The organism is Solibacillus sp. FSL K6-1523 (assembly GCF_038005225.1).
In the GTDB taxonomy this organism is placed as follows: domain Bacteria; phylum Bacillota; class Bacilli; order Bacillales_A; family Planococcaceae; genus Solibacillus.
In genome coordinates this window covers 57,081-82,235 of the sequence record NZ_JBBOSU010000001.1, presented here as the reverse complement: position 1 = coordinate 82,235, position 25,155 = coordinate 57,081, and the positions used below count along the sequence as shown (strand labels likewise).

Sequence of the window (25,155 nt, the reverse complement as noted above, 5' to 3'; positions counted from 1 at the left end):
GTTTAAAACCTTTTAAATGTGAGCGATAAGTAGCACCGAATCATGTATTGCTAATCTCACATCTGAAAATTGATTGTTTACGCGTATTGCCATTACTGCCAAGAGTTCATTATTCGCATCGACTAACAAAGGCCAATGAGCTCTCTTTACTAAAGGAATCTTCTCATCAATAAAAATACGTGCTACTTTTTTCTTCTGTTGCATACCACTTAGTGCAATGCGATCCCCATCTTCACGAACCCTCACAAGTAGCGGATATTGAACAGTAGATGCCGTAAAATAATACGGCTTATGCACAGCTAGTAAGGAATCCTCACACTGTGCCAACTCTCCAACATAAACGCGCAACTCCCCGACCCAATTCCACTCATTTAGCGTGAGGGGCTGCTTCGTCATTTGATGCATTTGTTGACTTTTTCCAAAGGTAATTTCCCCGTATTGTTGTCTTGCAATATAGCCATCAGGTAAATCTACAGAGCTACTACCAACTGCCGTGTCAAATAACTTTAAAATCATTGTACATAGCGCATAGCTTTGAATCAGCTTTGAATCATTATACAGATACTTTAATAGTATTAAAATCAACCTTCTTTGTAAAGCAAGTGGTTCGCTTTGGAAGTCGGATATTACGACTTTATAACAATTTCCCCTCATTTCTTCAAAAAGTGTTGAAAAGCGGGTTTCAGCTAGTTGCATTAAATAACGATCATCTTCTGCTAATTGATCAGCTAATTGCACGACATGTTGTGAAATCGAAGGGTTTTCTTTCTTTAAAAGGGGTACGACATGATGACGAAAGCGATTTCGTGTATACACATCTTTTTCGTTGCTGGCATCCTCACGGTAAGTTTGTCCTTCTGTATGTAAATATTCCCTAATCTCACTTTTTGTAACGGCTAAAAATGGACGAATGACAAAATTATTTAAAAATGGTCGTTTTGGCATAATTCCTTTCAATCCATTTAATGAACTTGCCTTTGTCATCGCCATTAACATCGATTCTAGCTGATCATCTGCATGATGAGCCGTCACTAATTTATCCATTTTTTGTTCTGACATTACTTTTTCAAAAAAGTGATATCGCTCACGTCGACAAATCGCTTGTGAATTTCCACCTTCTTGTTCAAGATACTCTGCAATCGGAATCGCACTACTAAATACAGGTATATCCCATTTAGCACATGTTTGTTCAACAAAATTTCTGTCCCCTGCAGACGCTTCCCCGCGTAACATGTGATCCACATGCGCAACAAATAACTCTATTTGGAAATAACTTTGGAATTTATAGAAAAAAGAAAGAAGCGCCATTGAATCAACGCCTCCAGAACAAGCGACAAGCAATTTGTCACCACTTGTAATTAATTGATGTTGTTTAATATACGCTAAAACTTGATGCTCTAATAGGTGCATCCTCTCACCTCATCTTATATAGTAACAAAAAAATCCGTGACATCCGCCGGGGCTTGGGTCAACACAATGTTGATCACAAAGGCGTTATCACAGGACGTGATGGGTTTAGCCTTTGTTCCCCGATTCAGCAGAACCCCACTTACTTGAAGTAAGGGACTTCTGCTGAATCGAGTTAAAAAGATGCACCCTTATTTATCTAAATTCCTTGAGCCGTTTTCGATTAGCTGTACGCTGGTCGGAAAACTGACCAAGGCGCCGCAATATGATGTAATTGGAATAACATCACCGTACAATCATCATTCGACGGGTAACGCTGTTTAAACTGAGCCATCACATCATAAAGCACTACTTGAATCGATGCCCCTTTTTTAATGCCTTGACGGATTAATTGTAAAAATAATTCTTCTTGCATAAGCCAATTTTCCTGACTAGCAAATAAGCCATCTGAAACCATAATAATAATATCTTCTGAAAGGACGGAAATCATTTCGGTATCTACAGAAAAGTCTGGTAAAAATCCAATTGGTGCCGCTTTACTCTCAATTTTAAATAAATCTACCCCACGGAGGACATATGTTGTCATTCCGCCCGCCTTCCAACACCAAAGGGAGCCTAATTGTAAATCAACTAACGCAAAATCAATGGTTGCATACATATCCGAATCATTTTTGAGTGATAACACATAGTGCATCGTATGCATGGCGGTTTCAGGGTCCATATTATAGGACAAGCATTCTTGCATCATTTGAATTAAACGGCTACTTTCTTGTTGTGCTGCATTGCTCGTTCCCATACCATCTGACAGCATGATTGCCATCAAACCCGTATGAATTGGGAACACGCTATAAGAGTCACCTGACACTTGTTGATGCCCTTTAGAATGTTTATATATATCATACTCTAATTGGTAGCGAATTGCAGAACGAAACCTGATTTGACGATATAAAAGTGGTTTTTCCTCCACGTAAATTTGTTGCCCTTGTAAAGGCTCGTGTAATAATTCATATAATAATTGCTCTGCCTGCCGAATGACCGTATGTTCATCACGTTCATCCGCAATCGAGCAAATAAATTCTCTTGCACCCACTTCCGTTTTTATCCACTCAATGTGAATGCACTGCATGTGATGTTGCTTTAAAAATTGTTGTACATAGTCATCCATTTCGTCCGCCCCTACTTCACTATGACGATCATCTAATAACTCCTCTAAGTGATGACTTAAATCACGCAATTGTAAGGCAATCATTTTCTTACCATGATAAAACTGGCTTTCCATATGTTCCTTATGTGTAGCCGTTTCTAGCTCCTCTAATAATTTTGTCGATTTTATGCACTTTAACTTCAGCTGTTCCTCTGCGCGAATTAATTCTAACGGCTTGGAACTTCTTCTCGCCATTCGCCAATTTTCAAGGGTGTTCTCCATTTCTCGTTGTGTACCCCAGCATTGCTCATATTTAAAACAACTCGAACAAATGATATAAGATTCTTGCTGCATCGCAGTTGGGTGCTCTTTTGTAAAACGCTCAAATACGAGACTTTTCATAAAAGAAACAAATTGTTGAAACTGTTTTAAATGTTCGGTTGCCAAATTGGCATTTTTCACTTGGATGGGACCCGCGCCTAGCGTTTGCTTATTATAATATTGTTGAAGGTTTCCTATAGTCGATTGAGGAAGCAATATAAATAAAATCCCCCCGACTAAGATGGAAAGAAAATAAACGCTATCAATAGGTAATGTTGCATCATAAAAAAAGAAAAAAACACTTGGTACCAAACTGAACATAGCAATTCCAAAACGGCCTGTATCTTGCATTAACGCGGTAAATAATCCTGTGCACGCATACAGAACAATCATCCCTGTAAACGACAAATTGGATAAGCCCAATAACAATCCCATCGACAACGCAAAAATAACGGTCGTCCCAACTGTTGAAACAGCAGCGATAACACAAAGAATCAAATGGAAGGCTATAATTGGTAATGAAAAATAATAGACGGTAATATTTTGCATACCTACAAGTACAGCAGCAAGTAAAACAAGCACCGCGACAACCTTTTCCTTCGCCCACTTGTAATCTTTCAGCTCACTTAATGGCACAAGTAATTGTGTCATTAGTAACAGCATAACTAGAGCAAATAGCCATTCATACAAAATATACACTTGTGTTAATAATGGTGGAACTCCTGCATATGAAACGACTTGCCAAACAGTTTGAACTACGCCAATTGATAATGTCACTGCTATATAAGGGGAAATACGGGTATATTTAAAACGCATAATCCCCTCTATGAGCAAAATTTCAAGTAATAGTATAACCACTTGTCCAAAACCTAAAAATAACGTACCTGCAAGCCCCCCTATGAATGTGGAAATTTGAAATGATTTGTATTGTGATCGAACAATGATCCAAAAAGGTATAAAAAATGGGACCACCGCTTCAAAGAATGTGGCTTGCGCTAAACAAAAAGCAATGAATACAAAAGTGACGTCTACTATTTTTCTAGTCTTTTTTGTATACGGTGGGGTAGAGAATGTATGAGGGGGTAGAAACTCCGAATATTCATTGACAACTGCCATATCAATCACCTTTTCTTTTTTCAAATCATTATACAAATGATTGCATAGGAAATTTGTCTGTTTATAGAACACACATTAATAAATCGTTCGACGGCTTTTATAGTGATTTTCCGCTTTTAAAAGCCTTCATTCGTCAGAAGCAAAATTTAATCATTTTTATTAAAAACTTGTTGACACTTCATGCAAGACCCTGTATTATTAGTTTTGTTGTTAATTTTGGCGGTGTAGCTCAGTTGGCTAGAGCACTCGGTTCATACCCGAAAGGTCGTGGGTTCGACTCCCTCTGCCGCCACCATTTAACGGCCCGTTGGTCAAGCGGTTAAGACACCGCCCTTTCACGGCGGTAACACGGGTTCGAATCCCGTACGGGTCATACTTTAAAAGAGCTACCTTTTATCTAAAAGGTGGCTCTTTTTTTACTGTTTCTGTGGGGATTGAAAGAATGAAAGCTTACATCAGGGGATTTTAGGAAATGGCGAGTTAGGCAATTCGAGTAAAAAAACTGCCCGTTATTCAACTATATAGGTTCAACTTATGAAACTAACATCCCTCTAGAATGGAAATCTAAATCAAGATACGTCGCCTCCCACGGCAGCGACGCACTCAATTGAGGAAGCTTTTATTAGAACGGAAAAATTTAATTCAGGGCTGGCCTGCTACATGCGCACACAGATGAGTCGTATAGATTGTCTGTGCGCCTCATGTGCTTAGCCAGCCCAACCTAGCGCATACTTTATTAGAATCCCTATTAGAATTCTTACAATGAAAAGATAGAAACTTTTGTTGAACTTATATAGATTACACTATGACATAATTAATTGGAAATAAGTGTACGTTACACTCTATAATAGAAAATGTGAAAAGGAGGAGTTTTATATGGTTCAAAACTTTACATATCTTGCGTTCCTTTGCGGTATTAGTATGTTGTTAATTGTCGGTGGTGTGTTACTAACCAATTTGCCACTTTCTTTTCAAATTATAATGATTATTTTTGGCCTTATTGGAGGTATTTTTTGTTTTATTACACTCATCCGCTTGCTTGTTAAGCATAATCAAAGCCCCAATGAAAAATAAAAGAAGACATCGCCTTGTATTGTAATTGTGCAAGGCGATGTCTTTTAGTTATTCCAATGAAAAAAGACAGACTACTAAGTAGCCTGCCCACGTCTATTTCACACTTTTTCTACGTTTCAAACAGTCAGCAAATTACCCTCTACGAGCTCCTCGGCCACCGCGCTTTGATTCCGTTGCACGCTTTAATGTAGATAATCGTTCATCGCTATCTTTTAAGAAACGCGCCATCTTTTGCTCAAAATTCTCTTTTGGTTGGTGACGATCATTGCGATCATTTGAACGATTATTATCACGGCGAGGGCGTTGTGAACGCTCTGGTCTATCGGGACGTTCTGGGCGTTCTGGACGCTCTGCTTGAGGTTTTGCTTTACGAATCGAAAGACCAATCTTCCCATCCGCTTCAACATTCATCACTTTCACTTCAACTTCATCGCCAACTTTAAGATGTTCATTAATATCTTTTACATAGTTGTCCGCCACTTCACTAATATGAACTAACCCTGTCTTACCATCTGGTAGCTCAACGAACGCGCCGAAATTTGTGATCCCTGTTACCTTACCTTGTACTTTGCTGCCTACTTCAATTGACATAAAAAAAATGCTCCTCCTTAAAATTTAAGCGACCCTTACATGAAAAGTCAGTTATCAATTGTACTGAAACTTATAATCAATTATGCCTCGGCTAACTTTAGTCCATACTTTCTTCAAGTTCGCTCGAAAAGCTCCTCTTAAAAGTTTGTGACATCCACCGGGGCCTAACCTGATTCAGCTAGGGTTTAAACTCCTACTGAATAGAATTGCATATTTGGCATTCTCCCCCACTTATAGAAATAGGGGACTTCTGCTGAATCAAATTAAATAGTTTCTTCTCTAATTATAGCTAACATAAAAAGAGTGTCAACAAGACACTCTCCTTAAAGGCAAATAATACCAACTTTTTTGGCATTATATTAGCCTGACATCACTTCGCACAAATAATCATTCGAATTTCAGTCAAGGTTATTGTTATTTGTCTGACTCTTCTTCGCTATTCTTTTCTGCCGCTTTTGGTATTGTAAAAATGTATTCGCCTTCTTCTGAAAGGAAAAACTCTTTTCTAGCTAGCTTTGCAATATACTCATCATCTTCTAGCTTCGTGATTTGTAAATTTAACATCTCTTGCTGGGCAGTCACTTCATTAAGCGCTTCGGTTACTACCGCTTTTTGCTCGTTTTTTGCTACTAGCTTTTCATTTTGTATCATATTCAAATTTACTAAAAATCCAACAGCCGCAATAGCTAGAATAAAAAATACAGCCATTCTTCTGCGACGCAAAACTGCTTGCTTTGCTTTTGCCTTTACTTTTGCTTGTGGATTTGATCGGACATAGTCATTGTTCAACGATTGAACATTCTGCTTATGTAATTGTTCTCGTGTTTTTCTCCCTAACATGCCGACGCCTCCTTATTCATAAAAATTAATTATACCCATTATACGAGTTCACTTCTTCTTTTGAAAGGATTTCGGTAAATATTTCTTATAAAGTTTATAAATTGGTCTTACTAGTAGTGCGATACTTTTCAGTATAACATACACTACATTACGAATAATCAGAATAATGAGGTGCCCAATAAAGAGAATTGGTCTAATTAGTACATTTATAACAACTCGTCCTAGAAAACGGGCTATTTTTTGAAAAATAAATTCATATGCAAAAATACCGGCAATTTGGGCAAGTGGATCCACGACCCGCCATTGCCCACCCTTTACTAAAAATAAAAAATAAAATGTACATATACCGAGGAAAATCCATATGATCCATTCTACTATATATGTGAAACGTCCCATTATTTTACTCGGTATTTCATTTAATACTGTACGTGTACAATCAATCACTGCCCCAACAGCGATTCCACTTATAAACATTACAAGAATGCTTACAAGTTGTGCACTCATCATCATCCAAACAATTTATGGAGGAAGCTTTTCGACAGTCCATTTTCGGAATCATCATATGATAATTGCTTTACTTCACCCTCTAATGTTAGTAAGCCTTTATCTACATCTAAATGGACAATGCGCAGCTCCTCGCCACGAATTAATAAATGCCCTTGTGAGGTATTAACGAAAAATTCTTCTTGATCAAATCGTTCAATTGACTTTACAGATGTCATATCCATACGTTTACGATTGCGAACAGTAACTAAGTGATCGCCAGAAGAAATTGTGTAACGACTATTTTCTTGATGGATTGTCATTTTAGTCCTCCTTTAGCTCTTTGTTTTACACTATATGCTCGTACCGATTAAGACATGCCTCCTATAAAATATTTGATTGCTTGTCCGCTAATAGAAGTTTTCTTATAAATCATAAAAAAAGCATGACAACTAGTTCGCTGTCATGCTTACATACTTGTAAATCAATGTTCTCTACCGTAATTATATGTACGATACATACCATTAATTTAAGTTATCTATTATTCTTCATCATCAATAAATTCAGGTTCTACTTTTTCTAATCGTTCTTCTTTTAGAATGGTAAACATTTTTAAAGCATCTTCTTTTTTTACCATCTCACGTAACTCTTCTACGCGAGCTGTTACAATCTTTTGACCGAATCGAATTGCCAGCTCATCGCCAACTTTCACCGCAGTGCTTGCCTTTGCAACTTTTCCATTAATCGCAATACGCCCTTGTACGGCTACTTCTTTTGCTAATGTACGACGCTTAATTAAACGCGACACTTTTAAATATTTATCTAAACGCATGGAACTATTCCCCTCTTTCTATTCGTTTTGCCTCATCCCAAAAGGCATCTAATTGATCTAATGTAAAGCTTTCAAAAGATTCCCCGCTTGCCTTGACACGTTGTTCTACATAATGAAAGCGGCGTGCAAATTTTTCATTTGCATGGACCATTGCCTCTTCGGGTGAAATTTTATAAAAACGGGCAAGATTCACAAGTGTAAATAATACATCACCAAATTCGTCTAAACGGGTTGTCGGTGAACCGCTCGCAATCTCTTCACGGAACTCTTGCCATTCCTCAGCAAACTTCTCCCATGCATCTTCTACATTTGGCCAATCAAAACCAACTGTTGCTGCCTTTTTTTGATAATTATACGAAGTTTGTAGCGCGGAAGTCGGACGATATTCACCTTTTAATAATGGGACATCCACTTCATGACCTTTTTCTGCTTTTTTAATCGCTTCCCAATTCGTCACAACTGCTTCTGCATCTTCTACCGAAACATCGCCAAATACATGTGGATGGCGGCGAATCATCTTTTCATTAATGGAAGCAAGTACTTCTTCTAATGTAAAATAGCCGTTATCCTCCCCAATTTGAGCGTGTAAAAATACTTGTAATAGCACATCACCAAGTTCTTCTACCATTGCAAAGTCATCTTCCGCATCCACCGCAGCTAAAAATTCATGTGTTTCTTCTAATAAATACTTTTTTAACGATTCATGCGTCTGTTTTTGATCCCACGGACAACCATTTGGCCCACGCAATGTCGCAATAATTTCACGGAATGTCACCCAATCGCGTAACGCATCTTCATCATTTTGAACAGGTGGTACATAAACCGTCGTTAAATTATTTATTTCTGTTGCCTGATCGAGTTCATATAACGGTACCGTTCTTAGTTGCTCCCCAGAAGAGCCCGCCGCTGTCACAATCGTTACCGGATAGTCATCGCGGTATTTCTCCATGAGCGTCAACTTCACTTCTGAAGCGCTAAATGTATCGTACACTTGGGCAATTAAAATGTGTTGACGCATATTGACATCATGCATCGACATACTTGTCCCATCTAATAATTGAAACCCTTCTATTGGGTCAATTTTTAGCGCACCGAAAATCGGGTCTAAAAAGCTTTGCCCACCTTCAATAACAAGCTGAATTTCCCCTTTTTTATCCGCCTCTATTAAATGTTGCACAGTCTGCTCTGCTACAAGCGGATGCCCCGGCACAGCATACATAACATCTTCATGTGCGACTGCTTCTATTAAACGCTGGGCTATCTCCTCATATACAGGACCAAATGAACCGTGTTTCACATAAACTTCATCGAAGCTCGTAAATTCAATTCCCTGCTCGCGTAAATCTTGTAACACCGGGTGATCATCTGTACGAACGAATAATTTTTTTGCTGCTTTAATTTTTTTATAAACACCCATTTGCATTTGATCGAAATCTGCTGCACCTAGGCCGATTACTGTTAATTGATTCAAAACTGCCACCTACTTTTTTCGATTTAACCATAATTGATATGCGGCCATGCGTTTACCGAGGGGGATTAAAAACCACTCTTTTTCTGCGAGTACACGTAATTTCCCAACAACTGTCATAAATGTAAACGCGCCAACTGCCACAAGTAAAAAACTATATAAAACAGCCGTTATACGACTAAATGATGCGCTCTCTACAAGCTGATTTAACAGCCAAATCATCCCTTCAACTGCAACAATCATCGCGATACTCGCCAACAACAAGTTCCTATAGAATTGCCCTGTTGCAAACGCTGCTTTCGTCCATTTCCTCAAATAAATAATAAGCGCAATGGCTGCAAGGTAAAGCCCTATATTACTTGCAATTGCTGCCCCTATAATACCAAACTGTGCAATTAAAAGAGTATTCCCAACATATTTTACCGCAATACTCGTCACAAGAAAAATAGCGGGTAATTTTAATTTGCTATAACCTTGTAAAATTGCAGTAAACGTTAAAATAATCGATAAAGGGATAATTTGCATGACGTAAATAATCAATACATTCGAGAGTGCATCTGTGGTGAACAGCATTTCGTTCACATAAGGCATGACAACAATTAATCCCAATGATGCAGCTACACCAAATAATAATGAACTGCGATAGGTTAATTGAATAAATGGTAATGCCCCGCGCCCACTCGTTTTCTTCGCTTTAAACGCGACAAGCGGAACAATTGCAAGTGCAAGTGACGAGGCAATGACAAGCCCTAGCTGGACAAGTGGTTGCCCCCTATCATAGATACCTTTTAACTCCATTGCCTGCAATTTCTCCATACCCGATTCAATTAATAGCGGATAAATCGTGAACGAATCGACTAACTGAAAGCATAATAATAAAAGCCCGCTCATACTAATACTAATGCTATAAAGCGTGACTTCTTTAATAATCGGCCACGCTTTTATTTTCGCTTTCATCTGTTCTTTCGGGGAGGACTTTCTCTTCGCAAAAAATAGCAATAATGCAATTCCTGCAATTTCTCCAATCACTGTACCGAAAATCGCCATTTTCCCCGCTTCATAAACGGATTGCGTAAAGCTCAGCAAAATGACCGTACCAATTAGAATAATCGCCACTCGAATCATTTGCTCAAAAACTTGTGCATAGGCAACGGGTTTCATCATGTTATTTGCTTGGAAATTCCCCTTTAAAACAGCCAATATCGGCATGCATAGCGTCACAAAGGAACCAACTTGAAGGAGCGGTGCCAATTGTGGGTCTTTCATTAATGTCGCTAAACTACCTGCACTAAAAAATAACAAACTAAAAAATATAATGGATAATATTAGTAGATAGTTGAAAATAATACGCGTTACACCACGTTTTTCAATTGGCGATCTACCTTGCGCCTCCATGTCCGCCAATATTTTTGAAATGGCCACCGCGAACCCGCTCGATGTCCACACGACAAAAAAGGCGATAAATGGATACACTTGCTGATATACATAAAATCCTTGGTCACCAACTAAATTTTGATACGGTACACGATAAATGGCGCTCAGTATTTTTACAATGAGTGCCGCTACCGTAAGTAATAGCGCACCTCTCATATAACTTTTCATTCCAAAACTTTGAGAAGACATTCTAAATCCTTCCCCTTCTACATACATATAAGTTAAGTATAACACGAAAAGTACACCCATCTTTTTATGATATACGTTCCTAGACACAAAAAAACGCCCAATGAGTTGGACGTTCTTTTGCGTATTTAACTTTCCATTTGTTTTGCTAAAAAGTTAGCGGCTGTCTCAGCAGCTTTTTGTTCTACTTCGCCAATAAAATGCGCCTTGGATAATAAATAAACCGCACCAATTGGATCACCATTTGAAATGATTGGCACCGCACAATAAGACTTTACTTGCTCATATTGTCCAGCGACTAGCTCTATCGTCATTTCAAGCTTTTCAACAACACCCGTCCTTGCTTTTATAATATCTTCAGCAAATGGGGTTAATCGTCTCGATAAATATTCTTTTTTAGATGCACCTGCTACTGCAATCATTTCATCACGATCACTTATAAAGCTTGGTGTCCCTAATATTTCAAAAAGTGATTGCACATATTCTTGCGCAAATTCACCGAGGTCGTTAATTGGAGAATATTTTTTTAAGATAACTTCTCCTTCGCGGTCAGTATAAATTTCAAGTGGATCACCTTCGCGAATCCGAAGTGTTCTACGTATTTCTTTCGGTATGACAACACGACCTAAATCATCAATACGACGTACTATTCCTGTTGCTTTCATCGTCTTCATTACCTCACTTTCACATCATTCAATAGCATGATGGTACTAGTATGGATTGAATTCGAAAATTATATGCAATTTTTTCATGAACTTCACGATAATTTCCACACATAAATTAGTGCCCTTATATTATTTTATGAAAGACTTTTCACGTTTTATTTCTCTACAACTAAAGCAGGGATATCCAAGTATTTTTAAAAATTATCAACTCAAATAGAGATGGAGGTCTTTTTTATGAAAGTAGACGGTACTTACGCTCGTTTCGATGCAAATCGACAGCAACAATATTATGCAGGAACCCATTTAGCCTACTATCCTAACGTATCAAAAGAACGTGCAGTTGTTATTAACGAATTTGAAAACGGCATTTTTAAACGCTATTTAGAAAAGGCAAACGGACAGCGTGATTTAATTTCAACATCCACTACGCGTGAAAAGCAGTTTTTAGCGCTTCGACAAGAAAATCACAATCGCGAAGAGTTATTTCAGCAACTTAATTATAAAAACGGTGTACATTATAGTATGTCCAATGCACTTCGCTTTTTACTTTAACATCAAAAATTAAAAGCTGATGAACATCCTTCGATGCCATCAGCTCATTTTTATGCCTTTTTTGCGTTTGCGATGATTTCCATCATCTTTTCAATTACCTCAAACGGTAAATACTTCCCACATTTTTTATAATTCACGGTTATGATCAATTGTGTGCCTTCCATTCCGAATCCGACCGCTTGACCAAATTCCATCGATTGCTCGATGATTTTCGCCCCATCAGCGAGTAGCGTCCCTTGCTCCGACAATATAATCGATGCAACTTGCTGTTTTTCCTTAATCGATAAAACATCGGCTTGCATAGCCCAAACTTTCATTCGTGCGATACGCATTAAACGCTCCGTTTCAGCTGGTATATCACCAAAACGATCTTGCATTTCATCCATAATTTCTAAATAATCTTCCACACGCTCCATCGCTTTAATTCTCTTATACATTTGAATTTTTTGATAGCCGTCCGGAATATAGGCATCTGGAATATAAGCATCTACTTGGAGAATGATTTCAATCTCCACTGTTTCTTCACGCTTCACGCCACTACGACGTTCTTCCACTGCTTCTTCAAGCATTTGTGAATATAAATCAAAGCCGACTGAATCGATAAAGCCATGCTGTTGTGCACCGAGTAAATTCCCTGCGCCGCGAATTGATAAGTCACGCATTGCAATTTTAAAGCCTGAACCAAGCTCGGTAAATTCCTTCACTGCTTGCAAACGCTGCTCTGCAACATCTGACAATACTTTTTCACGCTCATACATAAAGTAGGCATAGGCAATGCGACTGGAACGACCAACACGACCACGCAATTGATAGAGCTGTGATAATCCCATACGATCGGCATCATGTACAATTAATGTATTTACATTTGGAATATCGACACCCGTCTCGATGATCGTTGTCGTCACAAGTACATCATACTCTCCGTCAATAAAGGATAAAATAACAGCCTCTAACTGTGCCTCTGTCATGCGACCATGTGCAAATGCAACACGTGCATCCGGTACGAGCATTTGAATTTCCTCTACTCGTTTTGCCATATCTTCTACTCGATTGTATAAATAAAACGTTTGTCCACCACGCGCCATTTCACGCTCAATTGCTTCACGGACAAGGGCTCCACTATGCTCCATCACATATGTTTGTACGGGGAATCGGTTTTGTGGTGGTGTTTCAATAACTGATAAATCACGTACGCCGACCATCGACATGTGAAGCGTGCGTGGTATTGGCGTCGCTGTCAATGTCAGTACATCAATATTCGTTTTGAGTTGTTTAATCTTTTCTTTATGCGTTACACCAAAACGTTGCTCTTCATCCACTATGAGTAAACCTAAATTTTGATACACAACATCTTTAGACAAAACACGATGTGTACCAATTACAATATCAACCGTGCCTTCACGCAAACCTTTTAATGTTTCTGTTTGCTGCTTTTTCGTACGGAAGCGACTTAATAAGCCAACATTCATCGCAAATTCCTCAAAACGCTTATGAATCGTTTCGTAATGCTGTTGCGCTAAAATGGTTGTCGGTACTAAGAAAGCCACTTGCTTGCCATCAAGTATCGCTTTAAATGCTGCACGAATGGCTACTTCCGTTTTCCCATAACCAACGTCTCCACAAACAAGGCGGTCCATTGGTCGTTCCCGCTCCATGTCGTGTTTTACTTCAATAATTGTACGTAGCTGATCTTCTGTCTCCTCATACGGGAAAGCTTCCTCAAAATTACGTTGCTCATCTGTATCGGGAGAGAAAGCAAAGCCTACCTCTGCCTCACGTTGGGCATAGAGCTTAATTAAATCATCCGCAATATCTTGTACCGCTGATGAAACTTTAGCCTTTGTCTTCTTCCATTCCGGGCCACCTAGCTTATGAAGCTTCGTCTCTTTATCCTCAGCACCAACATAACGCTGAATTAAATCAATTTGGTCAACTGGCACGAATAGTTTATCATCTGCACGGTAGCGCACATGCAAATAATCTTGGTGTATGCCATCCACAACAAGTGTTTCAATCCCAATATATTTCCCGATTCCATGATGGACATGCACAACATAGTCACCTGGCTTAATTTCAGTGTAGGATTTAATACGCTCGGCATTCGTCATTTTTTGTGGACGTGCCTTTCTCTTTTGCTGTTGCTTGAATAATTCATCCTCTGTAATGACCGCAATTTTTTGTAACGGCAGCTCAAAACCAGCTACTAATGTTTCATGAATGATATAAATTCCCGGTTCATTATGGAATCCGATTGTTGTGGGTATTTGATAGTCATCCAGCATTTTCTGCATGACCTTTAGGCGTTCATCACTTGTAACCGTTATAAGAACCGTATAGCTTTCCTGCTGCCAACGCATAATTTCATTTTGTAATAACGCAATTTGACCGTGAAATTGTTGCATCGGCTTACATGAAAAATTCGTTGTCTTTTTAAATTTAATACCCGAAAAAGTACGTGTAAACAAAGCGAAATAAAGCGCCTGCTGCTCTAACATCGCCAATACTTCTTTAAATGAATAAGAAGGCTTTACCTCGTGAAGCATTTTCCCCTCTTCAATTAAGGATAAAAACCATTCATTTTCCTCTCGCTCCCATGCATCCATCACTTCTTGAATACGACCGAGTTCATCAAATAAAACAAGGCCATCTTTCGCAAAATAATCTCCTAAAAACGCAGGGCGGTCAAATAACATCGAGCCATACTTAGCAATATGATCTGGTAAATTCCCTTGGCGCAATACTTCAATATCCTGTCCGATATTTTGTAAAAGAAGTTCTTGAATTTCCTTCTTTCTTACCTTTTTCAAACTATCTGCAAGTGCTGATTCTAGACGCTCTGCAATCGTCAGTCGTTCATTTTTTGCGAGTAAAATTTCGGTTGCTGGTAAGATTTCAATATGGGTACGCTTTTCAATGGAACGCTGATCATCTGCCGAAAAGGTACGAATTGAATCAACCTCTGTATCAAATAGCTCGATGCGAATTGGCGATTCTAAATAGGGCGGATAAATGTCTAATATCCCCCCACGCATCGCAAATTCCCCAGGTGTTGTCACCATTTGACTACGTATATAGCCCATTTCAACAAGCTGATGAAGCCACTGGTCAATATCCAATTCTTCCCCAACTGCCGTTTTTAGATCATTATTAACCCAATCCATTGGCATATTTAGTAATTTACGCATCCCTGCTACTGGAATAACATAAATCCCCAGTTCAGCTTTCACTAATCGACCAATCGTCGCAATACGCTGTGCTCGTAGTTCTGGCGATGATGTCGTCATATTTGCCGCGATAAATTCCTCGGCAGGATAATAATGTACCCATTCTTCACCGATTAAAGAGCCTAGATCATCTACGAGCTTTTGTGCCTGCAATAAATTCGGTGAAATGATATAAATGGATTTCTTTGTTTCTTTAAAAATCGATTGAATAAGTGCCGGTCTTGCACTACCTGTTAATCCAGTAATTAATTGCTCATTTGCTGAACCATCTTTTATTTGCTGGAGTAAATTATGAATCTGTTTATCTTGTAAAAATAATTGATGAAAAGTATCCACACAAAATCTCCCTTCCTATCTAAGTATCAATTACACCTCGACGTAATTGATTCAGCCAGGGGTTTGAACCTCTACTGAATAGAACTACAAATTTAGCATTTATCTCCTCTTATAGAAGTAGGGATAAATGCTGAAACAAGTTAACTATATTCGAAACGGAAAAAGCCTTGGCGCAAAATATGCGACCAAAGCAACTCCTTTACTGTAACCATCTTTTTAACGCATAATAATCCGGAAATTGTCGTAAAGATTCTTCACAATGCTCACAAATGCTGTGTACAGTTGTTTCTCCACGCTCATTCTTTTCAATGTAATCATCGATTTCTCCAATTTCAAACAGATGAAGCTTACGAATTGTTTCATCTGTATCAAATGGTAGCGTGCCAATCTCCACTTCACAATGTCTGCAACGGTAACGTACAGCCATTTTAAAGCCTCCTTTAAATACGTAATCTATTTAAAGTATAGCCTTCCATTTCCTTAATTATGCACCGTTAAATTGATTCATCACTTCTAAAAATGGTTTAGTTAAGGATACTTCTACCGCATCGCAACACTTGCTAATCGCATCTTGTACAACTGGTTGATCTTCTTTAGAAAATTTTGATAGTACGTAATCTGCCACTTTCATACCTGCTGGTGGACGATCCACACCGACGCGAATTCGGTTAAATTCCTGAGTGCCTAAATGTTGAATTAATGACTTAATTCCATTATGCCCACCTGCGCTCCCTTTTCCGCGCAAACGTAATTTACCCGTTTCTAAATCTAAATCATCATAAATGACAACAATATCTTCTACGTCAATATCAAAATAGTCCATTAACGGACGAACACATTCGCCCGATAAATTCATATATGTTAGCGGCTTCAATAAAATGACTTTTCCTTCAGGACGATGCACGGTTGCATACATGCCATTAAATTTTGATTGATTTAATGGGGCATTCCATTCTTTGGCTAACGCATCTATTACGTCAAATCCGATATTATGACGCGTATTTTCATACGGTTTCCCTGGATTTCCTAAGCCAATAATTAGTTTCATTCGTAATCGCATCCTTTTTCTCTAATCGTAGCCTATTTTATCATACATTTTAACTCATGCACCGCTGATTATGTTGCCCCACTTGAATTTATTTATTTCGCTCGATGGCATATAAAAGGGAAACTTCAAATATCCTTACGTAGAAACTCGTTTGAAATAACGAGTTTCCTGCAGATTAGCAAAATCAAATCAAAATAACCAGCTTAAGGATACACGATCCCTAAGCTGGTTGTTACATGCTAAAGCACGTTCTATTAGTCAAATAATGTACTTACAGATTTGTTTTCATAAACGCGTGAAATTGCATCTGCCATTAATTTTGCTACAGAAATTTGTTTAATTTTTGGTGATAATTTATCTTCACTTAATTGAATTGTATTTGTTACGATTAATTCTTTAATAGAAGAGTTCTCGATGCGCTCAATTGCAGGACCTGAAAGTACCGGGTGTGAACAGCAAGCGTACACTTCTTTTGCACCACTTTGAATTAATGCTTCTGCACCAATTGTGATTGTACCTGCAGTATCAATAATATCATCGATTAAAATACATACTTTCCCATCTACATTACCTACGATGTTCATCACTTCAGCTACGTTTGGTTTTGGACGTCGTTTGTCGATAATTGCGATTGGCGCTTTTAAACGTTCCGCCATTTTACGAGCACGTGTTACTCCACCATGGTCAGGAGATACGATTACTAGATCCTCTGAATTGAAGCCTTTTGAGCCGAAGTAGTCTGCTAATAATGGAACTGCTACTAAATGGTCAATTAAAATATCAAAGAAACCTTGAATTTGAGGTGCGTGTAAATCTAATACGATTACACGAGTTGCACCAGCCGTTTCTAATAAGTTTGCTACTAACTTAGCAGTAATTGGTTCACGTGCTTTCGCTTTACGGTCTTGACGTGCATAGCCATAGTAAGGCATTACAACGTTCACCGTACGAGCAGATGCACGTTTAACAGCATCCACCATAATTAAAAGTTCCATTAAATGCTCATTTACAGGAGCAGAAGTAGATTGAACGATGAATACGTCACATCCACGAATACTTTCTTCAATGCTAATTTGGACTTCTCCATCACTGAAGTGTTTTACAGATGATTTTCCTAGTTCTACACCCATTTCCTCAGCAATCTCTTTAGCTAAAGGATTGTTTGAATTTAATGAGAAGATTTTTAATTTTGAGTCAGCGTATTGATACGGCATGATGGCCTCCTGTATTTTGAATAATTTTATTTTGAATTTAATTTACTAACATAGTTTAGCTTATTTTCCTGACGTGCACGCGCTACTGCTAATGCATCTTCTGGAACTTCTTTTGTAATTGTAGAACCCGCAGCTATAAACGAACCTTTTCCAAGTTTCACTGGTGCCACTAAGTTGGAATTACATCCTACAAATACATCATCTTCAATAATCGTTTTAAACTTATTCTTTCCGTCATAGTTCACAGTAATCGAACCACAACCGACATTTACATTTTTGCCAATTTCGGCATCGCCAATATAGCTTAAGTGGGATACTTTTGTGTCATCCCCTAAAGTACTTTTCTTCACTTCAACAAAGTTTCCAATTTTCACATGGTTTCCTAGCGAAGATTCTGGACGAAGATGTGCAAATGGCCCGACAGATGTTTCATCACCAACACGGCTATTGAATACAACCGAGCTATGAATCTTTGTACCATTTCCAATTGTACTTTCTGCAATATGGCTGTTCGGACCAATATGACAATCCTCACCAATCACAGTCTTTCCTTCAATGATTACACCAGGTAAGATAACAGAATCACTACCGATAATTGCATCCGCACTAATATGTGTCGTAGCAGGATTAATAATCGTTACACCATTGCGCATATGACGTTCATTAATACGTGCTCGCATAAATTCCTCTGCTTGTGACAACGCAAAACGATCATTTACCCCTAAAGTTTCATCAAAATTATCCGTCACATAAGCTGAAACAATCTCACCTTGCTTCTGTAAAATTTCAATGACATCCGGTAAATAATATTCACCTTGCGCATTGTCATTATTCACTTGCGCTAATGCAGCGAATAATGCCTGATTGTCAAAGCAATACGTACCTGTATTAATCTCTTTCACAAGTTGTTGCTCAGATGTTGCATCTTTCTGCTCAACAATTTGCGATACTTGACCTTGAGTATTACGTAAAATACGACCATATCCAGTCGGATTTTCTGCTACTGCTGTCAAAATTGTCGCTTTTGCTTGTTGCTTCTCGTGATGTGCAAATAAAGCTTGCATCGTTTCTGGTCGAATTAGTGGCGTATCTCCACAAACAACTAGAGTCGTACCTTCTAATTCACTTAAAATGGGCTTTGCTTGTAAAACTGCATGGGCCGTGCCAAGTTGCTCTGCCTGTAAAACATACTCGCTTTTTTCACCGAGTGTTTCTTTTACAAGCTCTGCACCGTGTCCGACAACCGTTACAATTTTTTGTACATCAAGCATTTCGATATGGTCAATCACATGTTCTACCATAGGCTTTCCGCATACCGGATGTAATACTTTATATAATTTGGACTTCATTCGTGTACCCTGACCAGCAGCCAAAATAACTGCGTAAACATTTGTCATTTACAAGTCCTCCAATTTAGCTCATTTTCTCTTATGACTATATAGTAAATTCACTTCATTTTCAAGGTTTTCAGACTTGACAAAGCTTTGAATTTAAAATAATTTTTCTTTGTTTCGCCTTATTTATTTCCCTTTTGAGCTAAGGATTATAGGACATGCAAACGACGATTGTTCGTCTACTCTATCCTTTCACTGATTTTCACTATTTTAAACTAAATTTATCTTCATTCAGTAAAAAAACGCCCTGTCTATATGTAGTAAAATTAACCCAATAAAAAAAGACCTACCCAAAATTGATTGGATGGTCCTTGTTGTTTACTTAAATCGTTACTTCTTCCAATTCTAATACGGCTTCTGTTTCTTCATCAGAAGTTGCATGATATGCATCAAGAACGACCTCTTGAATTTTATTGCGTGTATTGGAGTTAATTGGATGTGCAATGTCACGGAATTCCCCATCAGGTGTTCTCTTACTTGGCATCGCCACAAATAAACCTGTATTTCCATCAATTACACGAATATCATGAACGACAAACTCCTCATCTAGTGTAATTGAAGCGATTGCTCGCATGCGCCCCTCTGTTTGAACACGGCGTAATCTTACATCAGTTACTTCCATTTTCTAATTCCTCCCCTTCTTGGATGCTCTTTTTCGATAAATAGTAGTATTCTATAAAAATAAAGAAACACCTTCTAATTTTGAGAAATTTCCAAAAAATTAGAATCGTTCATCAATAGGATACCGTAATTTGTAATTTTTTTCTATTACTAATTTCAAAAAGTTTATACGTTTATTGTAATCTTCTATTCTCCGCCACCTTTATACTCTATTTCCGCTACTATCCTATTGCCTAAAAAATATAACTACACCTTTTGATAAGGTGGTCCTAATTCCCCATAAAAAAAAGCTACACCACTTTTAAAAGGGCATAGCTTCGATAGGCTGTCTTTGATTATTTGACTAACGCAATGACTTCGATTTCTACTTTAACGTCTTTTGGTAAACGTGCCACTTCTACTGCCGAGCGTGCTGGCTTATGTGCTCCAAAATGTGACGCATACACTTCATTCATTACCGCAAAGTCATTCATATCTTTCATAAAGACTGTCGTTTTCACAACTTGGTCTAATGATGAACCTGCTGCTGCAAGTACCGCCTTCAAGTTTTCAAATACTTGATTTGTTTGAACTTCGATGTCCCCTTCTACTAATTCACCAGATGCCGTTAATGGAATTTGTCCTGATGAATAAAATAAGTTATTGACGATCATCCCTTGTGCATATGGTCCAATAGCTGCTGGTGCGTTTGTTGTTGAAACTGCTTTCATATTTACTTTCTCCCCTTTGAAAAATAGTTTCCTTCACTTAATTCAATCGTTCGGTCTTTCTCGTTTACTTCATGTAGTTTTACTAATGAATAATAATCGTCCACTAACGTTTCATCCGCATGCTCTGCCTCTACTAAAACAGCAATGCCTGCTAGCTCACAATCAAATTCTTCTAGTAAATTTTTCATCCCGTTCATCGTACCGCCCACTTTCATAAAGTCATCGGTAATCAGAACACGTTGTCCACTCTTCATGCTGCGTTTAGATAAAACCATCGTTTGAATACGACGGGAAGACCCTGATACATAATTAATGCTGACCGTTGAACCTTCCGTTACTTTACTATCACGACGTACAACGACTACTGGAACATTTAAATGTTTCGCGATAGCATGTGCAATCGAAATTCCCTTTGTTGCTACCGTCATAATAACATCGATTTTTTGCTCAGCAAATACGCTTGCAAAAACTTTACCAATCCGATTCATTAAACTTGGATTTCCTAATAAATCTGTCATAAACAAATAGCCACCCGGAAGTAGGCGATCTGATTGACCTAATTCAATAATTAATTCACCGGCGATTTCATGAACTTCTTGTTCCGCCATTTTTGGTATATATTTTACGCCACCCGCTGCTCCCGGTACGGTGATTAGCAGCCCGATTCCTTTTTCTTCAAATGTTTCTTTTACAATTGTTAAATCTTCACTTATGGAAGATTTAGCAGAATTGTAGAGATCCGAAAAATAAGTTAGCGGGATCAACTGATGTGGATGCTCAAGCAAATAATATGTCATATCTACAAGGCGTTCACTACGCTTCCATTTCATGCGACCCTCTCCTAAACATTAACTTTTTTAACTTATTTTAGCAAAAATCCCTTACCTTTATAAGTGGAGAATGATTGCCAAATATGCATTTCTATTAATTTGTGTTCAAATCTTGAAACAATTACGCTGAGGCGTAATTGTTAATGCGAACATTACTAGTCAAATTAACATAATTATACGCGTTTAAGCAAGTGGATTTCGATCCCCTAACATTCTTACTACGTATACTTCCTCGCAAAAACCGCGCAATCCATTATATATTCGGCTAACACGTGCTTCATGATCGACAAGTCCAAATACTGTCGGACCGCTCCCACTCATAAGTACTGCATCTGCACCAAATCGTTGCATTTGCTCTTTTATTGTCACTACTTCTGGATATAATTCAAATGTTACAGATTCTAAAACGTTCCCTAATGATTCACAAAGCAATGGGTAATCATTATTTTCGATTGCCTCTATCATTTGTGCAGTATTAGGATGTTCTATCTGATCTACTTTCAATCCACCGTAAATTTCTGCTGTTGAAACACCAATCTTTGGTTTCGCTAAAATAACCCAGCAAGTTGGCGGAACCGATAATTCTTTAATTTTCTCACCACGCCCTGTAGCTAAAGCCGTACCTCCGTATACACAAAACGATACATCTGAACCTATTTTAGCGCCGTGTTCTGCAAGCTCATCTAATGATAAATTTAAATTCCAAAGCTCATTTAATCCACGCAATGTAGCTGCAGCATCACTACTTCCACCAGCTAACCCAGCTGCAATTGGAATTTGCTTTTCAATCGTAATTGTTACCCCTTCACGCAGACCGTATGTATTTTTCAACAATTCGGCTGCTTGATAGGCAAAGTTGCGATTATCATCTGGAACAAAACGATCAGCTGATACAATTTTAATTTTCCCATCCTTACGTGTTTCTAATCCAATACGATCGGCTAAATCCACTGTTGTCATAATCATCTCTACTTCATGATAATTATCCGGGCGTTTATATAATACATCTAAAGTTAAATTTATTTTTGCGGGTGCTTTTACATAAAGCATCGAATATTCCTCCTCGTGTAAGGCACGCATGTTATTTATACGTTATCAATTTATTATTGTACCTATTTTACCACAGGAAAGAGGGGAATATTGAACTTTAAACATTAACAATTTTAACGACTTTAAATTTACCTTTAAAGGAAAAAGAGCGGTAAAATCCTTCTAAAGGATTTTACCGCCCAATGTGTCAACTTACTTTTGTGTTTTTTGCATCGATTGACCGGCCAATTGTTTTTGAGCCATTTCAACCGCGTACTTCACCATGTTACCTGCATCACGGGAACGAATACCGCCCCAACCTTCACGTTCGACCACATCATAAAATCCGAGTTCCTTGGCGATCTCTTCTTTAAGACGATCCGACATGATTCTTTGTCTTGCCATGCAGAAAACCTCCCTTGTTGAAAGTACCGTTGCTTCTAGGAAACATCGGCTTTCTTGATCAAAAGTTTCGTTGACCATGTTAGTATGTACAGCAAGTAAAAATCCATACGTCACGCCAAACGATGTTAATCACTAAGACTAAAACATGTCTTCTGAAAGGTTTTCTTTAACTATCATCTTTTTTTCCCACTAAAAAGACACTCATAAATGAGTGTCTTTTTAAAATATTAAAAATAAGTACTAGAAAAACTATTTGACGGCTGCAACTGCATCATCTAAAAAAGTAATCTCTACTGCTTCTGTAAGTATATCTGTGTAACTGTAAGATACGCGCTTAAACGCACTGTTTTCTTGATTAAGTTCAACGACGAATATTGCGTGATAAGTTTCGCTTAAAACTCCTTCGCATTCAATCGTTTTCTTGCGACCACCATTTGCTCGTAATTGCAAACGTTTACCCAAATTACCATCTAACAACTTTTTAATGTCTGCTAAAGTTTTTGGCATTTTCGCATACACCTCACTAATTAATACAATAACATGAAGTGAAATATTTGTCAATAAAATATAATATTTTATCACCAAGAAACCCAAATCGTCAACTCTTTTATTTGCGATTTTTAAACTTTTTTAAATAAAATTCATTTTATTGTCTTATACAAAAGGTTGGATGTAAGAAATCCGCCAATTGACCGAACTCTTGAATTGTTAATGTTTCCCCACGTCGGGATGGGTCAATACCAGCTTGCTCTAATGCTTCTATAATTTTTTGCTTATTTTGCTTACCGTTCGTTAAACCATTTTGTAAATTGTTTAAAATTGTTTTACGTCGCTGTGCAAATGAGGCACGTGATACTTCAAATAAGAAGTCCTCATCAATTACTTGAACTGGCGGTGTATCATGCTTAATTAGTCGAATTACAGCTGAATCCACATTCGGTTGTGGCATAAATACCGTTTTTGGTACAATCATAGCCACTTCTGCGGTCATATAATATTGGATGGCAATCGATAATGAGCCGTATGCTTTTGTACCAGGTTTTGCAGAAATTCGGTCCGCTACTTCCTTTTGCATCATGACTACGAAGCCGCGAATCGGTAAACGGTCGTTCAATAACTTCATTAAAATTGGCGTCGTTACATAATAAGGTAAGTTGGCAACAACCATAATGTCTTCAATTCCTGGAAATTCTTGTTCGATTACATTCACTACATCCGCTTTTAAAATATCTGAATGCACAATTTTTACATTATCATATGGACTTAATGTATCTTCTAATACCGGTAATAAGCGCTGATCAATTTCAAACGATACTACCTTTTTTGCTTCACGTGCTAAATGTTCTGTTAAGGCACCAATACCTGGTCCTACTTCGATTGCACCACTGTTTTCTGTTAAGTTTGCATGACTCACGATATTACGTAAAATATTAGGGTCAATTAAGAAGTTTTGCCCTAAACTTTTTTTAAATGAAAATCCGTACTTTTCTAAAATCTCTTTTGTTCGAATCGGCGTTGCAATGTCTTTATACATGCTGTTCCTCCTGGTCTAATTGTTGAATAGCTTGTGCAAATTGTTCCGGTGTAATTTGGAACATCATTAATCGTTTATGAAGCTGCTTGCCATTGGTCATGCCTATATTTAAAATCTCACCTAATTGATCACGTCTTGCTTTTGATTGTGGATGACCAATTAACCTAGCCATCATTAAATCTTCTAATGTAATTTGTTCTATTATTTGCGAATCCGCTAATGTATACACATTCGCAAGTGCTTCACGAATATCTACGTCGCTCGCATGTTCAATGCCTAAACCTTTGCCGTTTTTTGCAATTGTTTTTTCCTTTGCTAAAAATGCATGCTTTACACCTGGGACACGCTCTTCAATAATGGCACGAATTCTGCGGCCTGGGTAATCAGGATCTGTAAAGACAATGACCCCTCTCTTTTTTTGGGCATGGGCAATTCGGCGAAGCGCCTCTTCAGAAATTGCTGATCCATTTGTTTCAATTGTATCGGCACCCGTCGCTCGTTTAATGGCTGTTGTGTCGTCTTTTCCCTCTACAACGATAATCTCTTGTATATCCAAGAAACGTTCCTCATTTCTAACTTAGTCTTTCGCTATTTTACCATAATTAGCGGCTGCTTACTTCGCTTATGATTCCTCTCGTGAATCACCGGGAACACTTGGTAAATTAAAAAAAGCTTTCTCGCCATCAGTCAATGAGCG

General features: G+C 38.1%; 25 protein-coding genes and 2 tRNA genes. 4 read left to right on the top strand and 23 right to left on the bottom strand.

What is annotated here, in order from left to right; genetic code table 11:
* Positions 1-12: 12 nt before the first annotated feature.
* Both tilS and MHI10_RS00395 read right to left on the bottom strand, forming a co-directional pair.
* Positions 13-1,410 carry a tRNA lysidine(34) synthetase TilS gene (gene tilS, locus MHI10_RS00400; RefSeq protein WP_340781999.1) on the bottom strand — a complete coding sequence of 466 codons (1,398 nt, stop codon included), beginning with the start codon at positions 1,408-1,410 and terminating at the stop codon, positions 13-15.
* Between the two features lie 220 nt (positions 1,411-1,630).
* Positions 1,631-3,988, bottom strand: coding sequence for a SpoIIE family protein phosphatase (locus tag MHI10_RS00395; protein ID WP_340781998.1), 2,358 nt, complete (start codon positions 3,986-3,988; stop codon positions 1,631-1,633).
* A 218-nt stretch (positions 3,989-4,206) separates the two neighbouring features.
* On the opposite strand from MHI10_RS00395, the gene MHI10_RS00390 reads away from it, so the two are divergent.
* The 3 genes from MHI10_RS00390 to MHI10_RS00380 all read left to right on the top strand — a co-directional run bounded on the left by MHI10_RS00390 (position 4,207) and on the right by MHI10_RS00380 (position 5,062).
* A tRNA-Met gene (locus MHI10_RS00390) sits at positions 4,207-4,283 on the top strand.
* A gap of 6 nt (positions 4,284-4,289) precedes the next feature.
* Positions 4,290-4,361 (top strand) — tRNA-Glu (locus MHI10_RS00385).
* Positions 4,362-4,864: 503 nt separating this feature from the next.
* Positions 4,865-5,062, top strand: a complete 198-nt coding sequence (locus tag MHI10_RS00380; protein ID WP_340781997.1) for a sodium:potassium antiporter — start codon at positions 4,865-4,867, stop codon at positions 5,060-5,062.
* Between the two features lie 132 nt (positions 5,063-5,194).
* Here MHI10_RS00380 and MHI10_RS00375 read toward each other — a convergent pair whose 3' ends face one another.
* The 8 genes from MHI10_RS00375 to spoVT all read right to left on the bottom strand — a co-directional run bounded on the left by MHI10_RS00375 (position 5,195) and on the right by spoVT (position 11,561).
* Positions 5,195-5,653, bottom strand: coding sequence for a S1 domain-containing RNA-binding protein (locus MHI10_RS00375; RefSeq protein ID WP_340781995.1), 459 nt, complete (start codon positions 5,651-5,653; stop codon positions 5,195-5,197).
* Positions 5,654-6,067: 414 nt separating this feature from the next.
* Positions 6,068-6,493 (bottom strand): FtsB family cell division protein, encoded by a 426-nt coding sequence (locus MHI10_RS00370; RefSeq protein ID WP_340781994.1) that lies wholly within the window; start codon positions 6,491-6,493, stop codon positions 6,068-6,070.
* Between the two features lie 48 nt (positions 6,494-6,541).
* Positions 6,542-7,000, bottom strand: a complete 459-nt coding sequence (gene yabQ / locus MHI10_RS00365) for a spore cortex biosynthesis protein YabQ (RefSeq protein WP_340781993.1) — start codon at positions 6,998-7,000, stop codon at positions 6,542-6,544.
* Positions 7,000-7,299, bottom strand: coding sequence for a sporulation protein YabP (gene yabP, locus MHI10_RS00360; protein ID WP_340781992.1), 300 nt, complete (start codon positions 7,297-7,299; stop codon positions 7,000-7,002). The genes yabQ and yabP overlap by 1 nt, the downstream gene beginning before the upstream one ends.
* A gap of 218 nt (positions 7,300-7,517) precedes the next feature.
* Positions 7,518-7,808, bottom strand: coding sequence for an RNA-binding S4 domain-containing protein (locus tag MHI10_RS00355; RefSeq protein WP_340781991.1), 291 nt, complete (start codon positions 7,806-7,808; stop codon positions 7,518-7,520).
* A gap of 4 nt (positions 7,809-7,812) precedes the next feature.
* A complete protein-coding gene (gene mazG, locus MHI10_RS00350) occupies positions 7,813-9,279 on the bottom strand; it encodes a nucleoside triphosphate pyrophosphohydrolase (RefSeq protein ID WP_340781990.1) in 1,467 nt (488 codons plus the stop codon).
* A gap of 9 nt (positions 9,280-9,288) precedes the next feature.
* The gene (locus tag MHI10_RS00345; RefSeq protein WP_340781989.1) at positions 9,289-10,899 is read right to left on the bottom strand and encodes a putative polysaccharide biosynthesis protein; all 1,611 of its coding nucleotides are present in this window, start codon (positions 10,897-10,899) and stop codon (positions 9,289-9,291) included.
* A gap of 125 nt (positions 10,900-11,024) precedes the next feature.
* On the bottom strand, positions 11,025-11,561 hold the full coding sequence (gene spoVT, locus MHI10_RS00340; RefSeq protein WP_340789078.1) for a stage V sporulation protein T: 537 nt from the start codon (positions 11,559-11,561) through the stop codon (positions 11,025-11,027).
* A 234-nt stretch (positions 11,562-11,795) separates the two neighbouring features.
* Between spoVT and MHI10_RS00335 the strand changes: the two genes are divergently transcribed.
* Positions 11,796-12,113: a hypothetical protein gene (locus MHI10_RS00335; RefSeq protein ID WP_340781988.1), complete on the top strand. Its 318-nt coding sequence runs from the start codon at positions 11,796-11,798 to the stop codon at positions 12,111-12,113.
* 50 nt (positions 12,114-12,163) lie between these two features.
* Here MHI10_RS00335 and mfd read toward each other — a convergent pair whose 3' ends face one another.
* The 13 genes from mfd to rnmV all read right to left on the bottom strand — a co-directional run bounded on the left by mfd (position 12,164) and on the right by rnmV (position 25,014).
* Complete coding sequence (gene mfd / locus MHI10_RS00330) at positions 12,164-15,673, bottom strand: transcription-repair coupling factor (protein WP_340781987.1); 3,510 nt, start codon at positions 15,671-15,673, stop codon at positions 12,164-12,166.
* A 199-nt stretch (positions 15,674-15,872) separates the two neighbouring features.
* Positions 15,873-16,100, bottom strand: coding sequence for an anti-sigma-F factor Fin family protein (locus MHI10_RS00325; RefSeq protein ID WP_340781986.1), 228 nt, complete (start codon positions 16,098-16,100; stop codon positions 15,873-15,875).
* 57 nt (positions 16,101-16,157) lie between these two features.
* Positions 16,158-16,721 carry an aminoacyl-tRNA hydrolase gene (gene pth / locus MHI10_RS00320; RefSeq protein WP_340781985.1) on the bottom strand — a complete coding sequence of 188 codons (564 nt, stop codon included), beginning with the start codon at positions 16,719-16,721 and terminating at the stop codon, positions 16,158-16,160.
* Between the two features lie 254 nt (positions 16,722-16,975).
* A complete protein-coding gene (locus MHI10_RS00315; protein ID WP_340781984.1) occupies positions 16,976-17,935 on the bottom strand; it encodes a ribose-phosphate diphosphokinase in 960 nt (319 codons plus the stop codon).
* A 26-nt stretch (positions 17,936-17,961) separates the two neighbouring features.
* Complete coding sequence (gene glmU / locus MHI10_RS00310; protein WP_340781983.1) at positions 17,962-19,332, bottom strand: bifunctional UDP-N-acetylglucosamine diphosphorylase/glucosamine-1-phosphate N-acetyltransferase GlmU; 1,371 nt, start codon at positions 19,330-19,332, stop codon at positions 17,962-17,964.
* A 319-nt stretch (positions 19,333-19,651) separates the two neighbouring features.
* Entirely contained in the window at positions 19,652-19,951 is a 300-nt protein-coding gene (spoVG, locus tag MHI10_RS00305) for a septation regulator SpoVG (protein WP_340781981.1), read from the bottom strand.
* A gap of 334 nt (positions 19,952-20,285) precedes the next feature.
* On the bottom strand, positions 20,286-20,660 hold the full coding sequence (locus tag MHI10_RS00300; RefSeq protein WP_340781980.1) for a RidA family protein: 375 nt from the start codon (positions 20,658-20,660) through the stop codon (positions 20,286-20,288).
* Positions 20,661-20,662: 2 nt separating this feature from the next.
* Complete coding sequence (gene purR / locus MHI10_RS00295) at positions 20,663-21,490, bottom strand: pur operon repressor (RefSeq protein ID WP_340781979.1); 828 nt, start codon at positions 21,488-21,490, stop codon at positions 20,663-20,665.
* A gap of 183 nt (positions 21,491-21,673) precedes the next feature.
* The gene (ispE, locus tag MHI10_RS00290) at positions 21,674-22,540 is read right to left on the bottom strand and encodes a 4-(cytidine 5'-diphospho)-2-C-methyl-D-erythritol kinase (RefSeq protein ID WP_340781977.1); all 867 of its coding nucleotides are present in this window, start codon (positions 22,538-22,540) and stop codon (positions 21,674-21,676) included.
* A 192-nt stretch (positions 22,541-22,732) separates the two neighbouring features.
* Positions 22,733-22,924 carry a small, acid-soluble spore protein, alpha/beta type gene (locus MHI10_RS00285; protein WP_340781976.1) on the bottom strand — a complete coding sequence of 64 codons (192 nt, stop codon included), beginning with the start codon at positions 22,922-22,924 and terminating at the stop codon, positions 22,733-22,735.
* A 249-nt stretch (positions 22,925-23,173) separates the two neighbouring features.
* Positions 23,174-23,431, bottom strand: coding sequence for a biofilm formation stimulator Veg (gene veg / locus MHI10_RS00280; RefSeq protein ID WP_057989527.1), 258 nt, complete (start codon positions 23,429-23,431; stop codon positions 23,174-23,176).
* A gap of 139 nt (positions 23,432-23,570) precedes the next feature.
* Positions 23,571-24,458 carry a 16S rRNA (adenine(1518)-N(6)/adenine(1519)-N(6))-dimethyltransferase RsmA gene (gene rsmA / locus MHI10_RS00275; protein WP_340781975.1) on the bottom strand — a complete coding sequence of 296 codons (888 nt, stop codon included), beginning with the start codon at positions 24,456-24,458 and terminating at the stop codon, positions 23,571-23,573.
* Positions 24,451-25,014 (bottom strand): ribonuclease M5, encoded by a 564-nt coding sequence (gene rnmV, locus MHI10_RS00270; protein ID WP_340781972.1) that lies wholly within the window; start codon positions 25,012-25,014, stop codon positions 24,451-24,453. The genes rsmA and rnmV overlap by 8 nt, the downstream gene beginning before the upstream one ends.
* Between the last annotated feature and the right edge of the window lie 141 nt (positions 25,015-25,155).

Excerpts from the sequence above, each read along its gene's own strand:
- tilS (WP_340781999.1), bottom strand. The coding sequence starts at position 1,410 with ATGCACCTATTAGAGCATCAAGTTTTAGCGTATATTAAACAACATCAA.
- MHI10_RS00395 (WP_340781998.1), bottom strand. The coding sequence starts at position 3,988 with ATGGCAGTTGTCAATGAATATTCGGAGTTTCTACCCCCTCATACATTC.
- MHI10_RS00380 (WP_340781997.1), top strand. The coding sequence starts at position 4,865 with ATGGTTCAAAACTTTACATATCTTGCGTTCCTTTGCGGTATTAGTATG.
- MHI10_RS00375 (WP_340781995.1), bottom strand. The coding sequence starts at position 5,653 with ATGTCAATTGAAGTAGGCAGCAAAGTACAAGGTAAGGTAACAGGGATC.
- MHI10_RS00370 (WP_340781994.1), bottom strand. The coding sequence starts at position 6,493 with ATGTTAGGGAGAAAAACACGAGAACAATTACATAAGCAGAATGTTCAA.
- yabQ (WP_340781993.1), bottom strand. The coding sequence starts at position 7,000 with ATGATGAGTGCACAACTTGTAAGCATTCTTGTAATGTTTATAAGTGGA.
- yabP (WP_340781992.1), bottom strand. The coding sequence starts at position 7,299 with ATGACAATCCATCAAGAAAATAGTCGTTACACAATTTCTTCTGGCGAT.
- MHI10_RS00355 (WP_340781991.1), bottom strand. The coding sequence starts at position 7,808 with ATGCGTTTAGATAAATATTTAAAAGTGTCGCGTTTAATTAAGCGTCGT.
- MHI10_RS00345 (WP_340781989.1), bottom strand. The coding sequence starts at position 10,899 with ATGTCTTCTCAAAGTTTTGGAATGAAAAGTTATATGAGAGGTGCGCTA.
- spoVT (WP_340789078.1), bottom strand. The coding sequence starts at position 11,561 with ATGAAAGCAACAGGAATAGTACGTCGTATTGATGATTTAGGTCGTGTT.
- MHI10_RS00335 (WP_340781988.1), top strand. The coding sequence starts at position 11,796 with ATGAAAGTAGACGGTACTTACGCTCGTTTCGATGCAAATCGACAGCAA.
- MHI10_RS00325 (WP_340781986.1), bottom strand. The coding sequence starts at position 16,100 with ATGGCTGTACGTTACCGTTGCAGACATTGTGAAGTGGAGATTGGCACG.
- pth (WP_340781985.1), bottom strand. The coding sequence starts at position 16,721 with ATGAAACTAATTATTGGCTTAGGAAATCCAGGGAAACCGTATGAAAAT.
- MHI10_RS00315 (WP_340781984.1), bottom strand. The coding sequence starts at position 17,935 with ATGCCGTATCAATACGCTGACTCAAAATTAAAAATCTTCTCATTAAAT.
- glmU (WP_340781983.1), bottom strand. The coding sequence starts at position 19,332 with ATGACAAATGTTTACGCAGTTATTTTGGCTGCTGGTCAGGGTACACGA.
- spoVG (WP_340781981.1), bottom strand. The coding sequence starts at position 19,951 with ATGGAAGTAACTGATGTAAGATTACGCCGTGTTCAAACAGAGGGGCGC.
- MHI10_RS00300 (WP_340781980.1), bottom strand. The coding sequence starts at position 20,660 with ATGAAAGCAGTTTCAACAACAAACGCACCAGCAGCTATTGGACCATAT.
- purR (WP_340781979.1), bottom strand. The coding sequence starts at position 21,490 with ATGAAATGGAAGCGTAGTGAACGCCTTGTAGATATGACATATTATTTG.
- ispE (WP_340781977.1), bottom strand. The coding sequence starts at position 22,540 with ATGCTTTATGTAAAAGCACCCGCAAAAATAAATTTAACTTTAGATGTA.
- MHI10_RS00285 (WP_340781976.1), bottom strand. The coding sequence starts at position 22,924 with ATGGCAAGACAAAGAATCATGTCGGATCGTCTTAAAGAAGAGATCGCC.
- veg (WP_057989527.1), bottom strand. The coding sequence starts at position 23,431 with ATGCCAAAAACTTTAGCAGACATTAAAAAGTTGTTAGATGGTAATTTG.
- rsmA (WP_340781975.1), bottom strand. The coding sequence starts at position 24,458 with ATGTATAAAGACATTGCAACGCCGATTCGAACAAAAGAGATTTTAGAA.